The organism is [Brevibacterium] flavum (genome assembly GCF_019317305.1).
Lineage (GTDB): Bacteria > Actinomycetota > Actinomycetes > Mycobacteriales > Mycobacteriaceae > Corynebacterium > Corynebacterium glutamicum.
Genome location: NZ_CP079240.1, coordinates 745,669 through 761,839, shown reverse-complemented (window position 1 = coordinate 761,839; position 16,171 = coordinate 745,669). Strand labels below are relative to the sequence as shown.

17 protein-coding genes are annotated in these 16,171 nt (G+C 55.2%); 5 read left to right on the top strand and 12 right to left on the bottom strand.

All coding sequences use genetic code 11. The annotated features are described in order from the left end of the window. The first annotated feature begins 67 nt into the window (after window positions 1-67). The 5 genes from KW808_RS03685 (at window position 68) to KW808_RS03665 (ending at window position 5,316) form a co-directional block, all read left to right on the top strand. On the top strand, window positions 68-2,284 hold the full coding sequence (locus KW808_RS03685; RefSeq protein ID WP_003860796.1) for an NADP-dependent isocitrate dehydrogenase: 2,217 nt from the start codon (window positions 68-70) through the stop codon (window positions 2,282-2,284). A gap of 79 nt (window positions 2,285-2,363) precedes the next feature. Then, window positions 2,364-3,068, top strand: a complete 705-nt coding sequence (locus KW808_RS03680; protein ID WP_003860794.1) for a hypothetical protein — start codon at window positions 2,364-2,366, stop codon at window positions 3,066-3,068. Window positions 3,069-3,174: 106 nt separating this feature from the next. Next, a complete protein-coding gene (locus KW808_RS03675) occupies window positions 3,175-3,897 on the top strand; it encodes a GntR family transcriptional regulator (RefSeq protein WP_003860791.1) in 723 nt (240 codons plus the stop codon). 92 nt (window positions 3,898-3,989) lie between these two features. Continuing rightward, window positions 3,990-5,033, top strand: coding sequence for an Ldh family oxidoreductase (locus tag KW808_RS03670; protein WP_003860789.1), 1,044 nt, complete (start codon window positions 3,990-3,992; stop codon window positions 5,031-5,033). Beyond that, window positions 5,014-5,316 carry a putative quinol monooxygenase gene (locus KW808_RS03665; RefSeq protein ID WP_003860786.1) on the top strand — a complete coding sequence of 101 codons (303 nt, stop codon included), beginning with the start codon at window positions 5,014-5,016 and terminating at the stop codon, window positions 5,314-5,316. The genes KW808_RS03670 and KW808_RS03665 overlap by 20 nt, the downstream gene beginning before the upstream one ends. A gap of 36 nt (window positions 5,317-5,352) precedes the next feature. On the opposite strand, the gene KW808_RS03660 is transcribed toward KW808_RS03665, so the two are convergent. The 12 genes from KW808_RS03660 to KW808_RS03605 all read right to left on the bottom strand — a co-directional run bounded on the left by KW808_RS03660 (window position 5,353) and on the right by KW808_RS03605 (window position 16,155). Beyond that, window positions 5,353-6,504 carry a bifunctional 2-methylcitrate synthase/citrate synthase gene (locus KW808_RS03660; RefSeq protein ID WP_003860785.1) on the bottom strand — a complete coding sequence of 384 codons (1,152 nt, stop codon included), beginning with the start codon at window positions 6,502-6,504 and terminating at the stop codon, window positions 5,353-5,355. A gap of 28 nt (window positions 6,505-6,532) precedes the next feature. After that, complete coding sequence (prpB, locus tag KW808_RS03655) at window positions 6,533-7,456, bottom strand: methylisocitrate lyase (RefSeq protein ID WP_003860784.1); 924 nt, start codon at window positions 7,454-7,456, stop codon at window positions 6,533-6,535. Beyond that, window positions 7,456-8,970 (bottom strand): 2-methylcitrate dehydratase PrpD, encoded by a 1,515-nt coding sequence (gene prpD / locus KW808_RS03650; RefSeq protein WP_003860782.1) that lies wholly within the window; start codon window positions 8,968-8,970, stop codon window positions 7,456-7,458. Before prpD ends, prpB begins: the two co-directional genes overlap by 1 nt. A 465-nt stretch (window positions 8,971-9,435) precedes the next feature. Beyond that, the gene (locus KW808_RS03645; protein ID WP_003854670.1) at window positions 9,436-9,639 is read right to left on the bottom strand and encodes a YbdD/YjiX family protein; all 204 of its coding nucleotides are present in this window, start codon (window positions 9,637-9,639) and stop codon (window positions 9,436-9,438) included. 3 nt (window positions 9,640-9,642) lie between these two features. After that, entirely contained in the window at window positions 9,643-11,922 is a 2,280-nt protein-coding gene (locus tag KW808_RS03640) for a carbon starvation CstA family protein (RefSeq protein WP_003860780.1), read from the bottom strand. Between the two features lie 257 nt (window positions 11,923-12,179). Next, window positions 12,180-12,551 (bottom strand): integrase core domain-containing protein, encoded by a 372-nt coding sequence (locus tag KW808_RS03635; protein ID WP_499652463.1) that lies wholly within the window; start codon window positions 12,549-12,551, stop codon window positions 12,180-12,182. Then, the gene (locus KW808_RS03630; RefSeq protein WP_499652648.1) at window positions 12,544-13,176 is read right to left on the bottom strand and encodes a DDE-type integrase/transposase/recombinase; all 633 of its coding nucleotides are present in this window, start codon (window positions 13,174-13,176) and stop codon (window positions 12,544-12,546) included. Before KW808_RS03630 ends, KW808_RS03635 begins: the two co-directional genes overlap by 8 nt. After that, window positions 13,143-13,358: a hypothetical protein gene (locus KW808_RS03625; protein WP_499651905.1), complete on the bottom strand. Its 216-nt coding sequence runs from the start codon at window positions 13,356-13,358 to the stop codon at window positions 13,143-13,145. The genes KW808_RS03630 and KW808_RS03625 overlap by 34 nt, the downstream gene beginning before the upstream one ends. 2 nt (window positions 13,359-13,360) lie before the next feature. Further along, complete coding sequence (locus KW808_RS03620; RefSeq protein WP_499652650.1) at window positions 13,361-14,536, bottom strand: integrase core domain-containing protein; 1,176 nt, start codon at window positions 14,534-14,536, stop codon at window positions 13,361-13,363. Then, window positions 14,529-15,161, bottom strand: coding sequence for a DDE-type integrase/transposase/recombinase (locus tag KW808_RS03615; protein ID WP_499652648.1), 633 nt, complete (start codon window positions 15,159-15,161; stop codon window positions 14,529-14,531). Before KW808_RS03615 ends, KW808_RS03620 begins: the two co-directional genes overlap by 8 nt. After that, the gene (locus tag KW808_RS03610) at window positions 15,128-15,343 is read right to left on the bottom strand and encodes a hypothetical protein (RefSeq protein ID WP_499651905.1); all 216 of its coding nucleotides are present in this window, start codon (window positions 15,341-15,343) and stop codon (window positions 15,128-15,130) included. Before KW808_RS03610 ends, KW808_RS03615 begins: the two co-directional genes overlap by 34 nt. 2 nt (window positions 15,344-15,345) lie before the next feature. Next, window positions 15,346-16,155, bottom strand: coding sequence for a hypothetical protein (locus KW808_RS03605; RefSeq protein WP_034983451.1), 810 nt, complete (start codon window positions 16,153-16,155; stop codon window positions 15,346-15,348). Window positions 16,156-16,171: the final 16 nt, after the last annotated feature.

Sequence of the window (16,171 nt, the reverse complement as noted above, 5' to 3'; positions counted from 1 at the left end):
GCCAGCAATTAGTAGAACACTGTATTCTAGGTAGCTGAACAAAAGAGCCCATCAACCAAGGAGACTCATGGCTAAGATCATCTGGACCCGCACCGACGAAGCACCGCTGCTCGCGACCTACTCGCTGAAGCCGGTCGTCGAGGCATTTGCTGCTACCGCGGGCATTGAGGTCGAGACCCGGGACATTTCACTCGCTGGACGCATCCTCGCCCAGTTCCCAGAGCGCCTCACCGAAGATCAGAAGGTAGGCAACGCACTCGCAGAACTCGGCGAGCTAGCTAAGACTCCTGAAGCAAACATCATTAAGCTTCCAAACATCTCCGCTTCTGTTCCACAGCTCAAGGCTGCTATTAAGGAACTGCAGGACCAGGGCTACGACATCCCAGAGCTGCCTGACACCGCCACCACCGACGAGGAAAAAGACACCCTCGCTCGTTACAACGCTGTCAAGGGTTCCGCAGTGAACCCAGTGCTGCGTGAAGGCAACTCTGACCGACGCGCACCAATCGCTGTCAAGAACTTTGTTAAGAAGTTCCCACACCGCATGGGCGAGTGGTCTGCAGATTCCAAGACCAACGTTGCAACCATGGATGCAAACGACTTCCGCCACAACGAGAAGTCCATCATCCTCGACGCTGCTGATGAAGTTCAGATCAAGCACATCGCAGCTGACGGCACCGAGACCATCCTCAAGGACAGCCTCAAGCTTCTTGAAGGCGAAGTTCTAGACGGAACCGTTCTGTCCGCAAAGGCACTGGACGCATTCCTTCTCGAGCAGGTTGCTCGCGCAAAGGCAGAGGGCATCCTCTTCTCCGCACACCTGAAGGCAACCATGATGAAGGTCTCCGACCCAATCATCTTCGGCCATGTTGTGCGCGCTTACTTCGCAGACGTTTTCGCACAGTACGGTGAGCAGCTGCTCGCAGCTGGCCTCAACGGCGAAAACGGCCTCGCTGCAATCCTCTCCGGCCTGGAGTCCCTGAACAACGGCGAAGAAATCAAGGCTGCATTCGAGAAGGGCTTAGAAGAAGGCCCAGACCTGGCCATGGTTAACTCCGCTCGCGGCATCACCAACCTGCACGTCCCTTCCGATGTCATCGTTGACGCTTCCATGCCAGCAATGATCCGTACCTCCGGCCACATGTGGAACAAGGACGACCAGGAGCAGGACACCCTGGCAATCATCCCAGACTCCTCCTACGCTGGCGTCTACCAGACTGTTATCGAAGACTGCCGCAAGAACGGCGCATTCGATCCAACCACCATGGGTACCGTCCCTAACGTTGGTCTGATGGCTCAGAAGGCTGAAGAGTACGGCTCCCATGACAAGACCTTCCGCATCGAAGCAGACGGTGTGGTTCAGGTTGTTTCCTCCAACGGCGATGTACTGATCGAGCACGACGTTGAGGCAAACGACATCTGGCGTGCATGCCAGGTCAAGGATGCCCCAATCCAGGATTGGGTCAAGCTTGCTGTCACCCGCTCCCGCCTCTCCGGAATGCCTGCAGTGTTCTGGTTGGATCCAGAGCGCGCACACGACCGCAACCTGGCTTCCCTCGTGGAGAAGTACCTGGCTGACCACGACACCGAGGGCCTGGACATCCAGATCCTCTCCCCTGTTGAGGCAACCCAGCTCTCCATCGACCGCATCCGCCGCGGCGAGGACACCATCTCTGTCACCGGTAACGTTCTGCGTGACTACAACACCGACCTCTTCCCAATCCTGGAGCTGGGCACCTCTGCAAAGATGCTGTCTGTCGTTCCTTTGATGGCTGGCGGCGGACTGTTCGAGACCGGTGCTGGTGGATCTGCTCCTAAGCACGTCCAGCAGGTTCAGGAAGAAAACCACCTGCGTTGGGATTCCCTCGGTGAGTTCCTCGCACTGGCTGAGTCCTTCCGCCACGAGCTCAACAACAACGGCAACACCAAGGCCGGCGTTCTGGCTGACGCTCTGGACAAGGCAACTGAGAAGCTGCTGAACGAAGAGAAGTCCCCATCCCGCAAGGTCGGCGAGATCGACAACCGTGGCTCCCACTTCTGGCTGACCAAGTTCTGGGCTGACGAGCTCGCTGCTCAGACCGAGGACGCAGATCTGGCTGCTACCTTCGCACCAGTCGCAGAAGCACTGAACACAGGCGCTGCAGACATCGACGCTGCACTGCTCGCAGTTCAGGGTGGAGCAACTGACCTTGGTGGCTACTACTCCCCTAACGAGGAGAAGCTCACCAACATCATGCGCCCAGTCGCACAGTTCAACGAGATCGTTGACGCACTGAAGAAGTAAAGTCTCTTCACAAAAAGCGCTGTGCTTCCTCACATGGAAGCACAGCGCTTTTTCATATTTTTATTGCCATAATGGGCACATGCGTTTTTCTCGAGTTCTTCCCGCACTTCTCATCGCCACCGCTGTGAGCATCCCAACAGCATCTGCTGCCACACTCACCGCCGACACCGACAAGGAATTGTGCATCGCCAGCAACACCGACGAGTCCGCGGTGGTTACCTTCTGGAACTCCATTGAAGACTCCGTGCGCGAACAACGCCTCGACGAACTAGATGCCCAAGATCCAGGAATCAAAGCGGCGATTGAAAGCTACATCGCCCAAGATGACAACGCCCCAACTGCTGCTGAACTGCAAGTACGCCTCGATGCCATCGAATCCGGCGAAGGCCTAGCCATGATCCTCCCAGATGATCCCACGCTGGCAGACCCCAACGCCGAGGAAAGTTTCAAAACGGAGTACACATACGACGAAGCCAAAGACATCATCAGCGGATTCTCCAGCGATCCAGCCAGCGATGTACTCAGCCAACTTCAACAAGCCGCCACCACCGGCACCCGCACCGCAGAAATCCGCGCCGAAGTGTTCGCCAACCGCACCGATGATTACAACGAATCCCAAACCGCTCTTAAAGAGGATTTCCAAAACTGCATCGATGCCATCGATGACGCCCGCCCGATCCCACTGCAGTACATCCTGATTGGAGGCGCCATCGCTTTGGCGGTCATCGTCCTCGGGATCAGGGCGTGGACTAACTCAAGGAAGCAGCCCAAGCACAGCCAGTAATACGCCAAGCAAAAAATTGCTTGTCGACGTCTCCCCCAACCTAGCATCCACTTTCTGCAACCCAGTGTCACAAATAGTCTAAATTTCGGTGTACTAAGGTGTTGTCATGGTTCAAAAAGATGCCCAGGCCTCCCCTGCTACGAGAAAAGCAGATCAGGTATACACACAGATTCGTCGTGAAATCGAAGATGGAACCTTAAATCCTGGGCAACGAATGTCGGAAGTGTGGCTGGTTGAACACACCGGCGCTTCGAGAACCCCAGTCCGGGATGCTCTCCGCCGGTTAGCAGCGGACGAGTTGATCATTTTGGAGCCACGTCAGGCGCCCATGGTGTCGCCACTTTCGCTTCGCCACATTAAGGATCTGTTTGAGTTCCGCAGGATCGTCGAGGTCGCAGCGCTTGAGGAAATCTCTGTTGGAGCGAGTAAATCACCGCGTATCTTTGGTGAGTTTTCTACGTTGGCGGCAGATTTTCGAGAGCTGGAAAACTCTGCAGACGATGCAGATTTCACCGCCGATTTTAGGCGATTGACCAGTAAGTTTGATGATCTTGTTGCAGCAAATACTCACAACCAGTTCCTTGGACGCAGCATCTTAAGTTTGAAACCGCACACCACGAGGCTGCGGATCATTGCGCATTCCGATCATGCGCGTCTGCGCCAATCGGTTCAGGAACATATTGAAATGTGTGAAGCTGTGGCCTCAGGAGATTTAAGGTCGGCAGGCGCTGCGTGTAGACAGCACCTGATCCATGTAGAAAAGAGCATTTTGACCGCGTTGATTAATGCTGATTCTACGGGCTCGCAGGGCATTGATATTAGGTCTTAGAACCAGCGTGCACTGATGGCGATTAAAGGGGGTTGCGCCTATACCTATTGCTGGTATACATTTCGGTATACCTAAACCGAATTGAGGGATTCATGCCAGAAGTCACTGTCAACGCCCAACAACTCACTGTTCTCTGCACAGACATCCTCACCAAAACTGGAGTACCTGCAGCAGACGCCCATCTTGTCGGTGATAGTTTGGTGCAGGCTGATCTTTGGGGTCACCCCTCCCACGGTGTGCTTCGACTGCCTTGGTATGTGCGCAGACTCCACAGTGGCGCGATGACTACACATGCACACGTGGAGGTTCTCAATGATTTGGGTGCCGTGTTGGCGTTGGATGGACACAATGGAATCGGCCAAGTTTTAGCTGATTATGCTCGTAAAGAAGCAGTGACTAGGGCAATGATGTTCGGCATCGGTGCGGTGTCGGTGCGCAACTCCAATCATTTTGGAACTGCCATGTACTACACCCGGAAAGCGGCAGCGCAAGGATGTGTTTCCATTCTCACCACCAATGCATCTCCGGCGATGGCGCCCTGGGGTGGCAGAGAAAAACGGATCGGTACCAACCCATGGTCTATCGCGGCGCCTTTTGGTGAGACGGCTACGGTAGTCGATATAGCCAATACTGCGGTTGCGCGCGGAAAGATCTACCACGCACGACAGACAAACATGCCCATTCCTGAGACTTGGGCGATCACGAGTGAGGGCGCACCCACCACGGATCCTTCTGAGGCAATCAACGGTGTCATCCTTCCCATGGCTGGCCACAAAGGTTATGCGATTAGCTTCATGATGGATGTGCTTTCTGGAGTTCTCACTGGTTCCCAGCACAGCACCAAGGTGCATGGGCCTTATGAACCCACTCCCCCAGGCGGGGCCGGCCACTTGTTCATCGCGTTGGACGTTGCGGCGTTTCGCGATCCACAAGATTTCGATGACGCGCTCAGCGATCTGGTTACGCAAGTGAAATCCACCCCGAAAGCACAAAACACCGAGGAGATTTTCTACCCCGGTGAATTGGAAGACCGTGCGCATCGGAAAAACTCTGCGCACGGTATTTCATTGCCTGAAAAAACGTGGATGGAACTGCAAGAACTGGCAATCGAGAACCATGTTGTCACTCACCGTTGATCTGCGCGTTAAACCTGGCCATCTGGAAGAATTCCTCAACGCCATTTCGGAGAATGCGCAGCGAAGCTTTCAGGATGAAGAAGGTTGTGTGTATTTCGACGTTTCACAAGATGTTGATGATGAGCTTCATTTCAGTTTCTTCGAGCTCTACGCGGATCAAGCGGCTCTTGATGCCCACCGCTGCGCGCCGCATTTTTACGTGTGGCGCGAAGCGGTGGCGAAACATGTTGTTCCCGGGAGTCAGAAGAATATGGTGGGAACGAGAATGTTGCACCATGGCTGAAATGAGTGGGAGGGGGCGTCGAAAAGCGAAAATCTTTTAACGCTTTTCAATGGGCGCGACCTCGCGCTGCTCCTCGCCGTTGTACTCGGACAGTGGGCGGATGAGCGAGTTGTTTTCGTACTGCTCCACGATGTGTGCGGTCCAGCCGGCGACGCGCGCGATGACGAACAGCGGGGTGAAGAAATCGACCGGGAAGCCGAGCAGGTGGTAGGCAGGGCCAGCGGGGAAATCGAGATTCGGCTTGATGCCGGTGCGGGCGTCCATGGCGTCGCGCATGTTTTCATACATGGCAACCCACTTTTCGCCGTCGTGGCGGGCAGCTAATTCCCGGAAGGACTTCTCCATCGATGGCACGCGGGAATCGCCGCGCTTGTACACGCGGTGGCCAAAGCCCATGACCACATTCTTGTTGTCCAAAGCGTTGTTGATCCAGTCGGCGGCCTTGTTGGGATCGTCGATCGCCAACATGGTGTGCATGACAAACTCGTTGGCGCCACCGTGCAATGGGCCCTTGAGAGCACCGATCGCGCCGGTGATTGCGGAGTACACATCCGATTTGGTGGAGGTGATCACGCGGGCGGTGAAGGTGGAGGCGTTGAAGGAGTGCTCGGCGTAGAGGATCAGTGATTTCTCAAAATCGCGGACGTCAGCTGGGTTAGATGCAGGCGACTCCGGGCCGGTGCCAAACACCATAGACAGCAGGTTTTCGGCGACTGACTTGCTGGAGTCAGGGGCGATGATATCGAGGCCCTTGCGGCGACGAATATCCATGGCTAGCACCATCGGAAGCTGCGCCAACAAGGTGTGGCCAACTTTGCGGATGTGCTCAGAATCGGTGGTGAAATACTCGGAATCCTTGGTGCCCATGTAGGACACCGCGGTGCGCATAACATCCATCGGGTGGGCTTCTTTGGGCAAAGAGTGGATCAGGGAGATCAAACCGGCATCCAGGGAGCGGTAGGAACGGCCACGCTCATTGAACTCCGCAAGTTGTTGCGCAGTGGGCAGCTCGCCGTGCCACAGGAGGTAAAACACCTCCTCGAAGCTGCAGTTTTCCACCAAATCTTCCACCGCGTAACCACGGTAGGTCAGTGAATTGGTCTCTGGCATGACTTTGGAAACGGCCGTGTAATCCGCGATGACTCCGTAGAGTCCTTTGCGAACATCAGTGGTTGTGGCGCTGGACATGGTGATTCACTCCTTATATATAGGCGGGTTAGAAGGTGGGCTTGTAGCTGTCAGCAGAATAGGTGAATACTTGCTGGTCGAAAGCGTTGTACTCGTTGTAACGCAGCAGCTCATACAGCCTGGATCGGTGTTGCATCCGGTCGACCCAGTCGGTTTGGGTTCCGGTGTTTGCAATGTCGCCGAGAGCTTGTTCGACCTGTCCCATCGCAATGCGCAGCAGGGTCACTGGGTAGATCACTGCGTTGTAGCCGATGTCTTCCAGAAGCTGCGCGGGCAGAAGTTCGGTTTTGCCAAATTCCGTCATGTTGGCCAGCAGCGGAATGTCGACGGCCGCGCGGAATTTTTCAAAATCTGCAGGGCTGTACAGCGCTTCGGTGAAGATCATGTCGGCGCCGGCATCCGCGTAAGCTTTGGCGCGCTCGATCGCGGAGTCGATGCCTTCCACTCCCGCGGCGTCGGTGCGGGCGCAGATGACGAATTTCTCATCGCGACGCTCGTTGACAGCTGCGGCGATGCGACGAACCATGATGTCCGTGCCCACTACTTCTTTTCCGTCCAGGTGCCCACAGCGTTTGGGGTTGACTTGATCTTCCAGGTGGCAGCCCGCGACACCTGCATCTTCGAGTTCGGAGACGGTGCGCGCTGCGGACATGGGTTCGCCGAAGCCGGTGTCGGCGTCGACCAGCACGGGCAAGTCTGTCACGCGTGCGATCTGCCGGGAGCGGTGCGCCACTTCGGTCAATGTGGTCAGGCCGATATCCGGCAATGCAAGGTCAGCCGCCACGACGGCGCCCGAGACGTACACGCCTTCAAATCCGGCTTCCTGGATTGCGCGCGCCGCCAGCGGGGAGAATGCACCAGGCATGCGGGCAATTTCAGGCGCAGCCAGTGCCGCGCGTAATGCTTTTCGACGCTCCGTTGGTGCAACAGCAGAGGAAAACAAACCCGCCATCAGAACAGTCCTTCCGGAATCACAGGAGCCTTGGCCAAAATATCGGCATCCAATTCAATGTTGAGTTCTGAAAGATCCTCAAGTTCGTGCGTACGCTGTGCCGCATCCAAGAAGCGATCCTGTTCCTTTTCGGACACAACACCTTCAGCCAAGGTGCGGAATTTCTGAATGTACTGCTCCCTAGCGAAAGGCCGTGCTCCCAGAGGATGCGCATCCGCCACAGCCAGTTCATCTTCCACGACGGTTCCATCCTTGAAGGTGATCACTGCGCGTGCGCCGAAGGCCTTTTCTGTAGGATCAACGGAGTGGTAACGCCTGGTCCATTCAGGATCCTCCACCGTGGAAATCTTGTTCCACAGCTCGATGGTCTCTGGGCGGTGGGCACGCTCAGGAGCATAGGAACGCTCATGGTGCCACGCGCGATCCTCCAGCGCGACAGCGAAAATGTACATGATGGAGTGATCAAGGGTTTCTCGCGATGCATCTGGATCGAACTTCTGTGGATCATTAGATCCGGTGCCGATCACGTAGTGAGTGTGGTGGGAGGTGTGCAAAACGATGGAGTCCACATCACGCAGGTCCAAGCCCTGTGCTGCCAGCTTCTCCCCCATGCTGCGCGCCAAGTCGATCGGTGCCTGTGACTGGTATTCCGCTGAGTGTTCCTTGGTGTAGGTATCCAAGATTGCTCGTTTGGCTTCACCTTCTGCAGGCAAAGGAATGGTGTAGATGTGATCAAGACCGGACAGCAGCCACGCGATTACGCCGTCTTCGCCTTCCCAGATTGGTGACGGTGCGCCCTCGCCACGCATTGCGCGATCTACTGCCTCGATGGACATCTTGCCCGCAAACGCAGGAGCAAATGCCTTCCATGAAGAAATCGCACCTTTACGGGACTGCCTCGTCGCCGTGGTGGTGTGCAATGCCTGACCAATTGCCTGGTAGATGGTGTCCACATCCAGGTTTAGCAAGGTTCCGATACCAGCAGCCGCTGATGGTCCAAGGTGAGCAACGTGATCAATCTTGTGCTCATGCAGGCACATTCCACGCACCAAGTTCACCTGAATCTCATATCCAGTAGCGATGCCACGGATCAGATCCTTGCCACCTTTTCCAGCCTGCTGTGCTGCAGCCAGAATCGGAGGAATGTTATCTCCTGGGTGGGAGTATTCCGCAGCGAGGAACGTGTCATGGAAATCAAGCTCACGCACCGCAGTGCCGTTAGCAAGCGCAGCCCATTCCGCGGCATAACGTCCTGGCAGACCGAAAACAGATGCACCCCGACCATCGGTAACTGGCCTGACCTGTGCCATCGCACGGGCAGAGCTAACTGGTCGACGCAACACGGAAGCTGCCTGCACCGATGCATTGTCGATGATGCGGTTGATGATCATTTCCTGAGTGTCCGCAGCAACCTCAACTGGGTCGGCTGCAACGCGAGCGATCTTGTGAGCCAGGTGCTCCTCGTACGGGAACTCTTCCGCAGAACGGTGGGTGCGCACTTCGTGGTTAATCATGGCTGGAATGTGACTCCTTCTCAACGAATTAATGTTGCACACCACGCTAATTCTTTAAAAAGCGATCTAGGTCACTGTAAAAGTTGTGTAATTTTGTGACCACCAAAGTAATTTTGAGTAAAACATGCAAAATCGCCACCTCAACGCCAATTCCTTGGGGGTTCCCTTCGCTCCCCACCCGGCGCGCGGGGGCATATTCGTGGACGCTGGAGGGAGGCGTCGATAAGCAAAGTCTTTTTTGGGGTGGCCTCGCTCTTCATGCCAAACCAGGTGACCGACGGGAGAAGTTTTGAGAGTTCTTCGGTCATATGGACTGGTTTCGAGCGCTGATCACTGTCCTATGTGACCGAAAATTGAGTGGCGGAAGTTTTTCGGTCACCTGGTTTGGTTCGCGACTAATCGCTTCCTGCCACAGATAAAAGGCGCGTTGACTCAGTTAAGAATCAACGCGCCTTTTCGTTTTATCTAGCAGCAGCGGGCACCAGGATTAGCGTCCTGATCTGCATACTTTGCCCGCCAATACTCCCGCTCAGTAGGAATCGGAGCATCCGGATGGTGGTGCTTTAAGTGCACCACATACTTGGAATACGCCGTGTCCCCCATGAGCTCAGTGAGATACCACCACACCGCCCGCGGGATTTTCCACAGTGCATGAGTAAGAGCCATCATGTTTTAGTGCCCTCCAGAAGACACGGGCGCACCGCCTGGGTAGCGCTCATCCCACATGGCCTGGACTTCCTTATCCCTAGAAGATGCAAGGAATCCAGTTGGGGCGAAGAACTCAGATTCAGTATCAGGCTCTTCAGTGGTCTCCAAAGGTGTTCCGGCTGCACGAGCCCTGATGGACTTGATGCACACCGCAATGGCTGCGCCGACAACAACGAGGACGAGCACCGCGAACAGGATGGACAAGATGCCCTGAATCATGGTGTTTCGGATAACCGCATCGATTGCCTCAGGAGATTTAGCAGCACCAAATTCGGTAAGGCCTTGAGACTTTGCATCGCGGAAGTTCGCGTTCTGAGCCCAGTAGCCAATAGCCGGATCAGAGTGGAAAATCTTCTGCCATGACGCAGTCATCGTGACAATGAGGTCCCATGCCAAAGGAACAGCTGGAATCCACGCCCACTTGTACAGGCCCTTCTTCACCACAACAACCAGCACGAGAGCAAGTGCAATAGCGGCGAGCAGCTGGTTAGCGATACCGAATAGTGGGAACAGCACGTTGATGCCTCCCAGTGGATCGGTAACACCCATGAGCAAAATGGCACCCCATAGAGCACACACAAACACGGTAGAAATCCAGTTGCCGACAGTCCATGAAGGATCCTTGAAACGGCGCAGACCTGGAACATTGCCCAAGGTATCGGTCATCATAAAGCGAGCCACACGAGTACCTGCATCCACAGTGGTAAGGATGAACAGAGCCTCAAACATGATGGCGAAGTGATACCAGAATGCCTTCATTCCGGCGCCGCCGATGAATCCGGAGAGGATTTCAGACATACCGAACGCCAAGGTTGGTGCGCCACCGGTACGGGAAATAACAGTGGATTCTCCGACACTTTCAGCAGCTTCCGACAGCTGTTCCGGGGTGATATCCGCACCTGTCAGCCCAATGGAGTTAACCCACTCAGCTGCGGTTGCTGGATCTCCACCAGTCAGTGCCAGCGGAGCGTTCATGGAGAAGTACAGGTGACGATCCAGAATAACAGCGGTGATCAGTGCCATCATCGCCACGAAAGATTCCATCAACATGCCGCCGTAGCCGAGCATGCGCATCTGGGATTCCTTCTCCACGAGCTTTGGTGTGGTTCCTGAAGAAATCAGTGCGTGGAAACCAGACAGTGCACCACAGGCAATCGTGATGAACAGGAATGGGAACAGACTTCCAGAGAACACCGGACCGTTGCCCTCAAGTGCGAAGGAGGTCACGGAAGGCATCTGCACCTCAGGACGTGCGAACAAAATACCCACTGCCAACAGACCGATGACGCCGATCTTCATAAAGGTAGACAGGTAATCGCGCGGTGCAAGCAGCAGCCACACCGGCAAAATCGCAGCCATGATTCCGTAACCGATCAAGGCCAACGCCAAAGTGGTCTTAGACCAGGTGAACCATTCCACGCCCCATGAGGTGTCTGCAACCCAACCACCAGCAACGATAGCCAGCAGGAGCAGTGCCACACCGATGATGGACACTTCAGTAACACGACCTGGGCGCAGGTAACGCAAGTACACACCCATGAACAGTGCAATTGGGATGGTCATGGTGATGGAGAAAACGCCCCATGGTGAATCAGCCAGTGCATTAACCACGATCAATGCGAGCACCGCGATAATGATGATCATGATGGAGATGGTGGCCAAGATACCGGCAGCTCCACCGACCGTGCCCATTTCATCACGAACCATCTGGCCAAGTGAGCGTCCACGCCTACGAGTAGACACCCACAGCACTAGGTAGTCCTGCACTGCACCGGCAAAAATCACACCGAGGATAATCCACAAGGTGCCTGGCAGGTAGCCCATCTGCGCGGCCATGACAGGTCCAACCAATGGACCGGCACCTGCAATAGCTGCAAAGTGGTGGCCAAAAAGCACACGACGATCCGTTGGGACATAGTCCTTGCCGTCATTAACGTATTCCGCCGGGGTTGCTCGCTGATCTTTCGGCTTAACAACTTTGTATTCAATCAGTCGGGCATAGAAAGAAAACGCAATGATATAGGAACCAACTGCTGCCAAAACCAGCCACACAGAGTTGATTGTTTCGCCACGGGAGAAAGCGATTGCTCCCCAACCCACCGCCGCGATAACTCCAAAGACAAGGAGACCAACGCGGGCGGTCGGTGACATTTTAGGGGACTTCTTCACGCCTACTGGAAGGTCAGTAGCGTTGCTGTACACCAAATCATCGTCATTGATGTTGTCAGTCTGTTTTATGGTCACGATCTTTACTGTTTTCTCTTCGGGTCGTTTCAAAGCCACTATGCGTAGAAACAGCGGGCAGAAACTGTGTGCAGAAATGCATGCAGAAAAAGGAAAGTTCGGCCAGATGGGTGTTTCTGTATGCCGATGATCGGATCTTTGACAGCTGGGTATGCGACAAATCACCGAGAGTTGTTGATTCTTAACAATGGAAAAGTAACATTGCGCTCGCTGCCAGGGGTTTGTGAACCAGGGGGGCGATAAGAACACGTGCTAACTCAAGCACTTAACAGCGACGCTACACCACCAACCCTCTCCTGTACAGACCCATCATCACGCGCACCATTAAGACGCACCACACCAGCAACTTCCTGAACCACCGGCTGTCCCACATACCGCTGCGGGAACTGCCGGTAATGGGCATCCAACGCCTGCACACGCAACCGATGCACCGCCCTCCAACTACCATCAAACACCGACTGTGGAGTATGCCCAGCCACACCAGAATGCGGATGAACCGTGTTGTAATACACCACAAACTCCTCCACCCACACCCGGGCCTGATCCATCGATGCAAACACCTTCGGATAAAACGGCCGATACTTCAACGTATGAAACACCGACTCCACAAACGCATTATCATCACTCACCCGCGGCCGAATCAACGACAACGCCACACCATGATCCGCTAACAACCGCCACCCTCGTCGATGTCATCGCCGACCCATTATCCGAATGCACCGTCACCACACCCGGATTATCCGCTAACACCTGCGTTAACAACTCCACCGCGGTGGAGGTATTTTCCGTCGGCGCGACCTTCGCCCCAACAATCTTGCGGGAAAACAAATCAATCGCCAGATGCAACGCATAGGTCTTACCACGTACCAGCGACGGCAAGAACGTCACATCCCAACACACCACCTGACCAGGCTGTGTTGCTTCCAACCTCGGCTTAACCCGTGGCGTTGGTGATCGTTTCACCGGGGACAGGGCACTGACTCGGTCTTTGTGTAACAACTTGTGCTGCTTGGCAACACGCCACCATGTACGTAGTGATGCGCGGTAGATGCCTTTGTTAAACAACATGTTAAACACCCCACTAACGCTCAGTTGTGGGTACGCGGTGATCGCATCAACAATGAACTGGCGTTCGTGTTCTGCCAACGCTTGACGCACCGACGACACTGCTGGCTCCTTCCCCTGCCAAGGCTCTGGTGTGGGTTCCACACCAGGTGCTGCTAGTTCCACACCAGGTGCTGTTGGTGCTGGCACGGCCTGCAGGACAGGTTTCGGTGCAGGACAGGGACGCGCTTGTTGCGGTAATACGCCGTTGATTTCGACAGCTTGATCAGCCGTAATGCCTTGTTATGGCTCAGCCTGGCACAGGTGGTGAGATCTGTGATCAAGGTGTTTTCTTCCTTGAGTCCTTGATCAAAGGCGCGTTGCTCATCCACGTTTAGGTGGCGTCCTCCTCGTCTAAGCCCTCGCCAGGATTGGGCCTGGTCCCAATAGCTTTTCCCAAGATATCGATCACCATTTGATTCTGATGGTCTTTTTGCTTGTAGTGCGCGAGTTCTTTCTTCAGCGCTGCGATTTCTTTGAGGTACTCGTTTTCCATGATCGTGGCTCTTTCTAGTTGTTGGGCAATCATGTGGCGTAGTCGAACGATTTCGACCACGGTTCGGGTGGTCATCAACCCGATCTTGCGGGGTGAGATATCAGCGTCTAAGTCCCCGTCGGTCATAGCGGCGCACCAGGCCATGATGGTGTGCTTACGGAGTTGGTAAAACGTGAGGAATTGCTGGCCCTGACCGTGTGGTTGAGCTAAGTATCCTATGACCAGGTCACGTTTGTCATCAGCCGTTAGTGTGGTGACATCGTCGACTGGGGTGGTGCGTTCGATCCCGAAGCGGTGGGCATCATCAAAAGCATGGGGAAGCCGGCTGAAGGTGCTTATTGCTGCTAGCCAGGTTCGAACGGTGCAGTGGCCGATGTTGTTGGCTGTGAGGAAGGGCTGGCGGTAGCCGTGCGGCAGGGTGGTGTAGATCCGCATGAACTCGAGTCGTGTTTGTGGCTCGTAGTAGCGTCGCCCGTTGGCGGAGATTCGATCTGGTGGGAAGATCGGCCACTCGATGCTGTGTGGGTCCGGCGCCGGTGGTAGCTGGGGTGCTGTGGGGGCAGGGGCCGGGGGCTGTGGGATCTGGGGTAAGGCTTCGGGACTGATCAGATCCAGGTAGTCCTGAAGGACTGAGAAGGGGATGGAAGCACTTAACAGCGACGCTACACCACCAACCCTCTCCTGTACAGACCCATCATCACGCGCACCATTAAGACGCACCACACCAGCAACTTCCTGAACCACCGGCTGTCCCACATACCGCTGCGGGAACTGCCGGTAATGGGCATCCAACGCCTGCACACGCAACCGATGCACCGCCCTCCAACTACCATCAAACACCGACTGTGGAGTATGCCCAGCCACACCAGAATGCGGATGAACCGTGTTGTAATACACCACAAACTCCTCCACCCACACCCGGGCCTGATCCATCGATGCAAACACCTTCGGATAAAACGGCCGATACTTCAACGTATGAAACACCGACTCCACAAACGCATTATCATCACTCACCCGCGGCCGAATCAACGACAACGCCACACCATGATCCGCTAACAACCGCCACCCTCGTCGATGTCATCGCCGACCCATTATCCGAATGCACCGTCACCACACCCGGATTATCCGCTAACACCTGCGTTAACAACTCCACCGCGGTGGAGGTATTTTCCGTCGGCGCGACCTTCGCCCCAACAATCTTGCGGGAAAACAAATCAATCGCCAGATGCAACGCATAGGTCTTACCACGTACCAGCGACGGCAAGAACGTCACATCCCAACACACCACCTGACCAGGCTGTGTTGCTTCCAACCTCGGCTTAACCCGTGGCGTTGGTGATCGTTTCACCGGGGACAGGGCACTGACTCGGTCTTTGTGTAACAACTTGTGCTGCTTGGCAACACGCCACCATGTACGTAGTGATGCGCGGTAGATGCCTTTGTTAAACAACATGTTAAACACCCCACTAACGCTCAGTTGTGGGTACGCGGTGATCGCATCAACAATGAACTGGCGTTCGTGTTCTGCCAACGCTTGACGCACCGACGACACTGCTGGCTCCTTCCCCTGCCAAGGCTCTGGTGTGGGTTCCACACCAGGTGCTGCTAGTTCCACACCAGGTGCTGTTGGTGCTGGCACGGCCTGCAGGACAGGTTTCGGTGCAGGACAGGGACGCGCTTGTTGCGGTAATACGCCGTTGATTTCGACAGCTTGATCAGCCGTAATGCCTTGTTATGGCTCAGCCTGGCACAGGTGGTGAGATCTGTGATCAAGGTGTTTTCTTCCTTGAGTCCTTGATCAAAGGCGCGTTGCTCATCCACGTTTAGGTGGCGTCCTCCTCGTCTAAGCCCTCGCCAGGATTGGGCCTGGTCCCAATAGCTTTTCCCAAGATATCGATCACCATTTGATTCTGATGGTCTTTTTGCTTGTAGTGCGCGAGTTCTTTCTTCAGCGCTGCGATTTCTTTGAGGTACTCGTTTTCCATGATCGTGGCTCTTTCTAGTTGTTGGGCAATCATGTGGCGTAGTCGAACGATTTCGACCACGGTTCGGGTGGTCATCAACCCGATCTTGCGGGGTGAGATATCAGCGTCTAAGTCCCCGTCGGTCATAGCGGCGCACCAGGCCATGATGGTGTGCTTACGGAGTTGGTAAAACGTGAGGAATTGCTGGCCCTGACCGTGTGGTTGAGCTAAGTATCCTATGACCAGGTCACGTTTGTCATCAGCCGTTAGTGTGGTGACATCGTCGACTGGGGTGGTGCGTTCGATCCCGAAGCGGTGGGCATCATCAAAAGCATGGGGAAGCCGGCTGAAGGTGCTTATTGCTGCTAGCCAGGTTCGAACGGTGCAGTGGCCGATGTTGTTGGCTGTGAGGAAGGGCTGGCGGTAGCCGTGCGGCAGGGTGGTGTAGATCCGCATGAACTCGAGTCGTGTTTGTGGCTCGTAGTAGCGTCGCCCGTTGGCGGAGATTCGATCTGGTGGGAAGATCGGCCACTCGATGCTGTGTGGGTCCGGCGCCGGTGGTAGCTGGGGTGCTGTGGGGGCAGGGGCCGGGGGCTGTGGGATCTGGGGTAAGGCTTCGGGACTGATCAGATCCAGGTAGTCCTGAAGGACTGAGAAGGGGATGGACATGATGAACTCCTTGCTA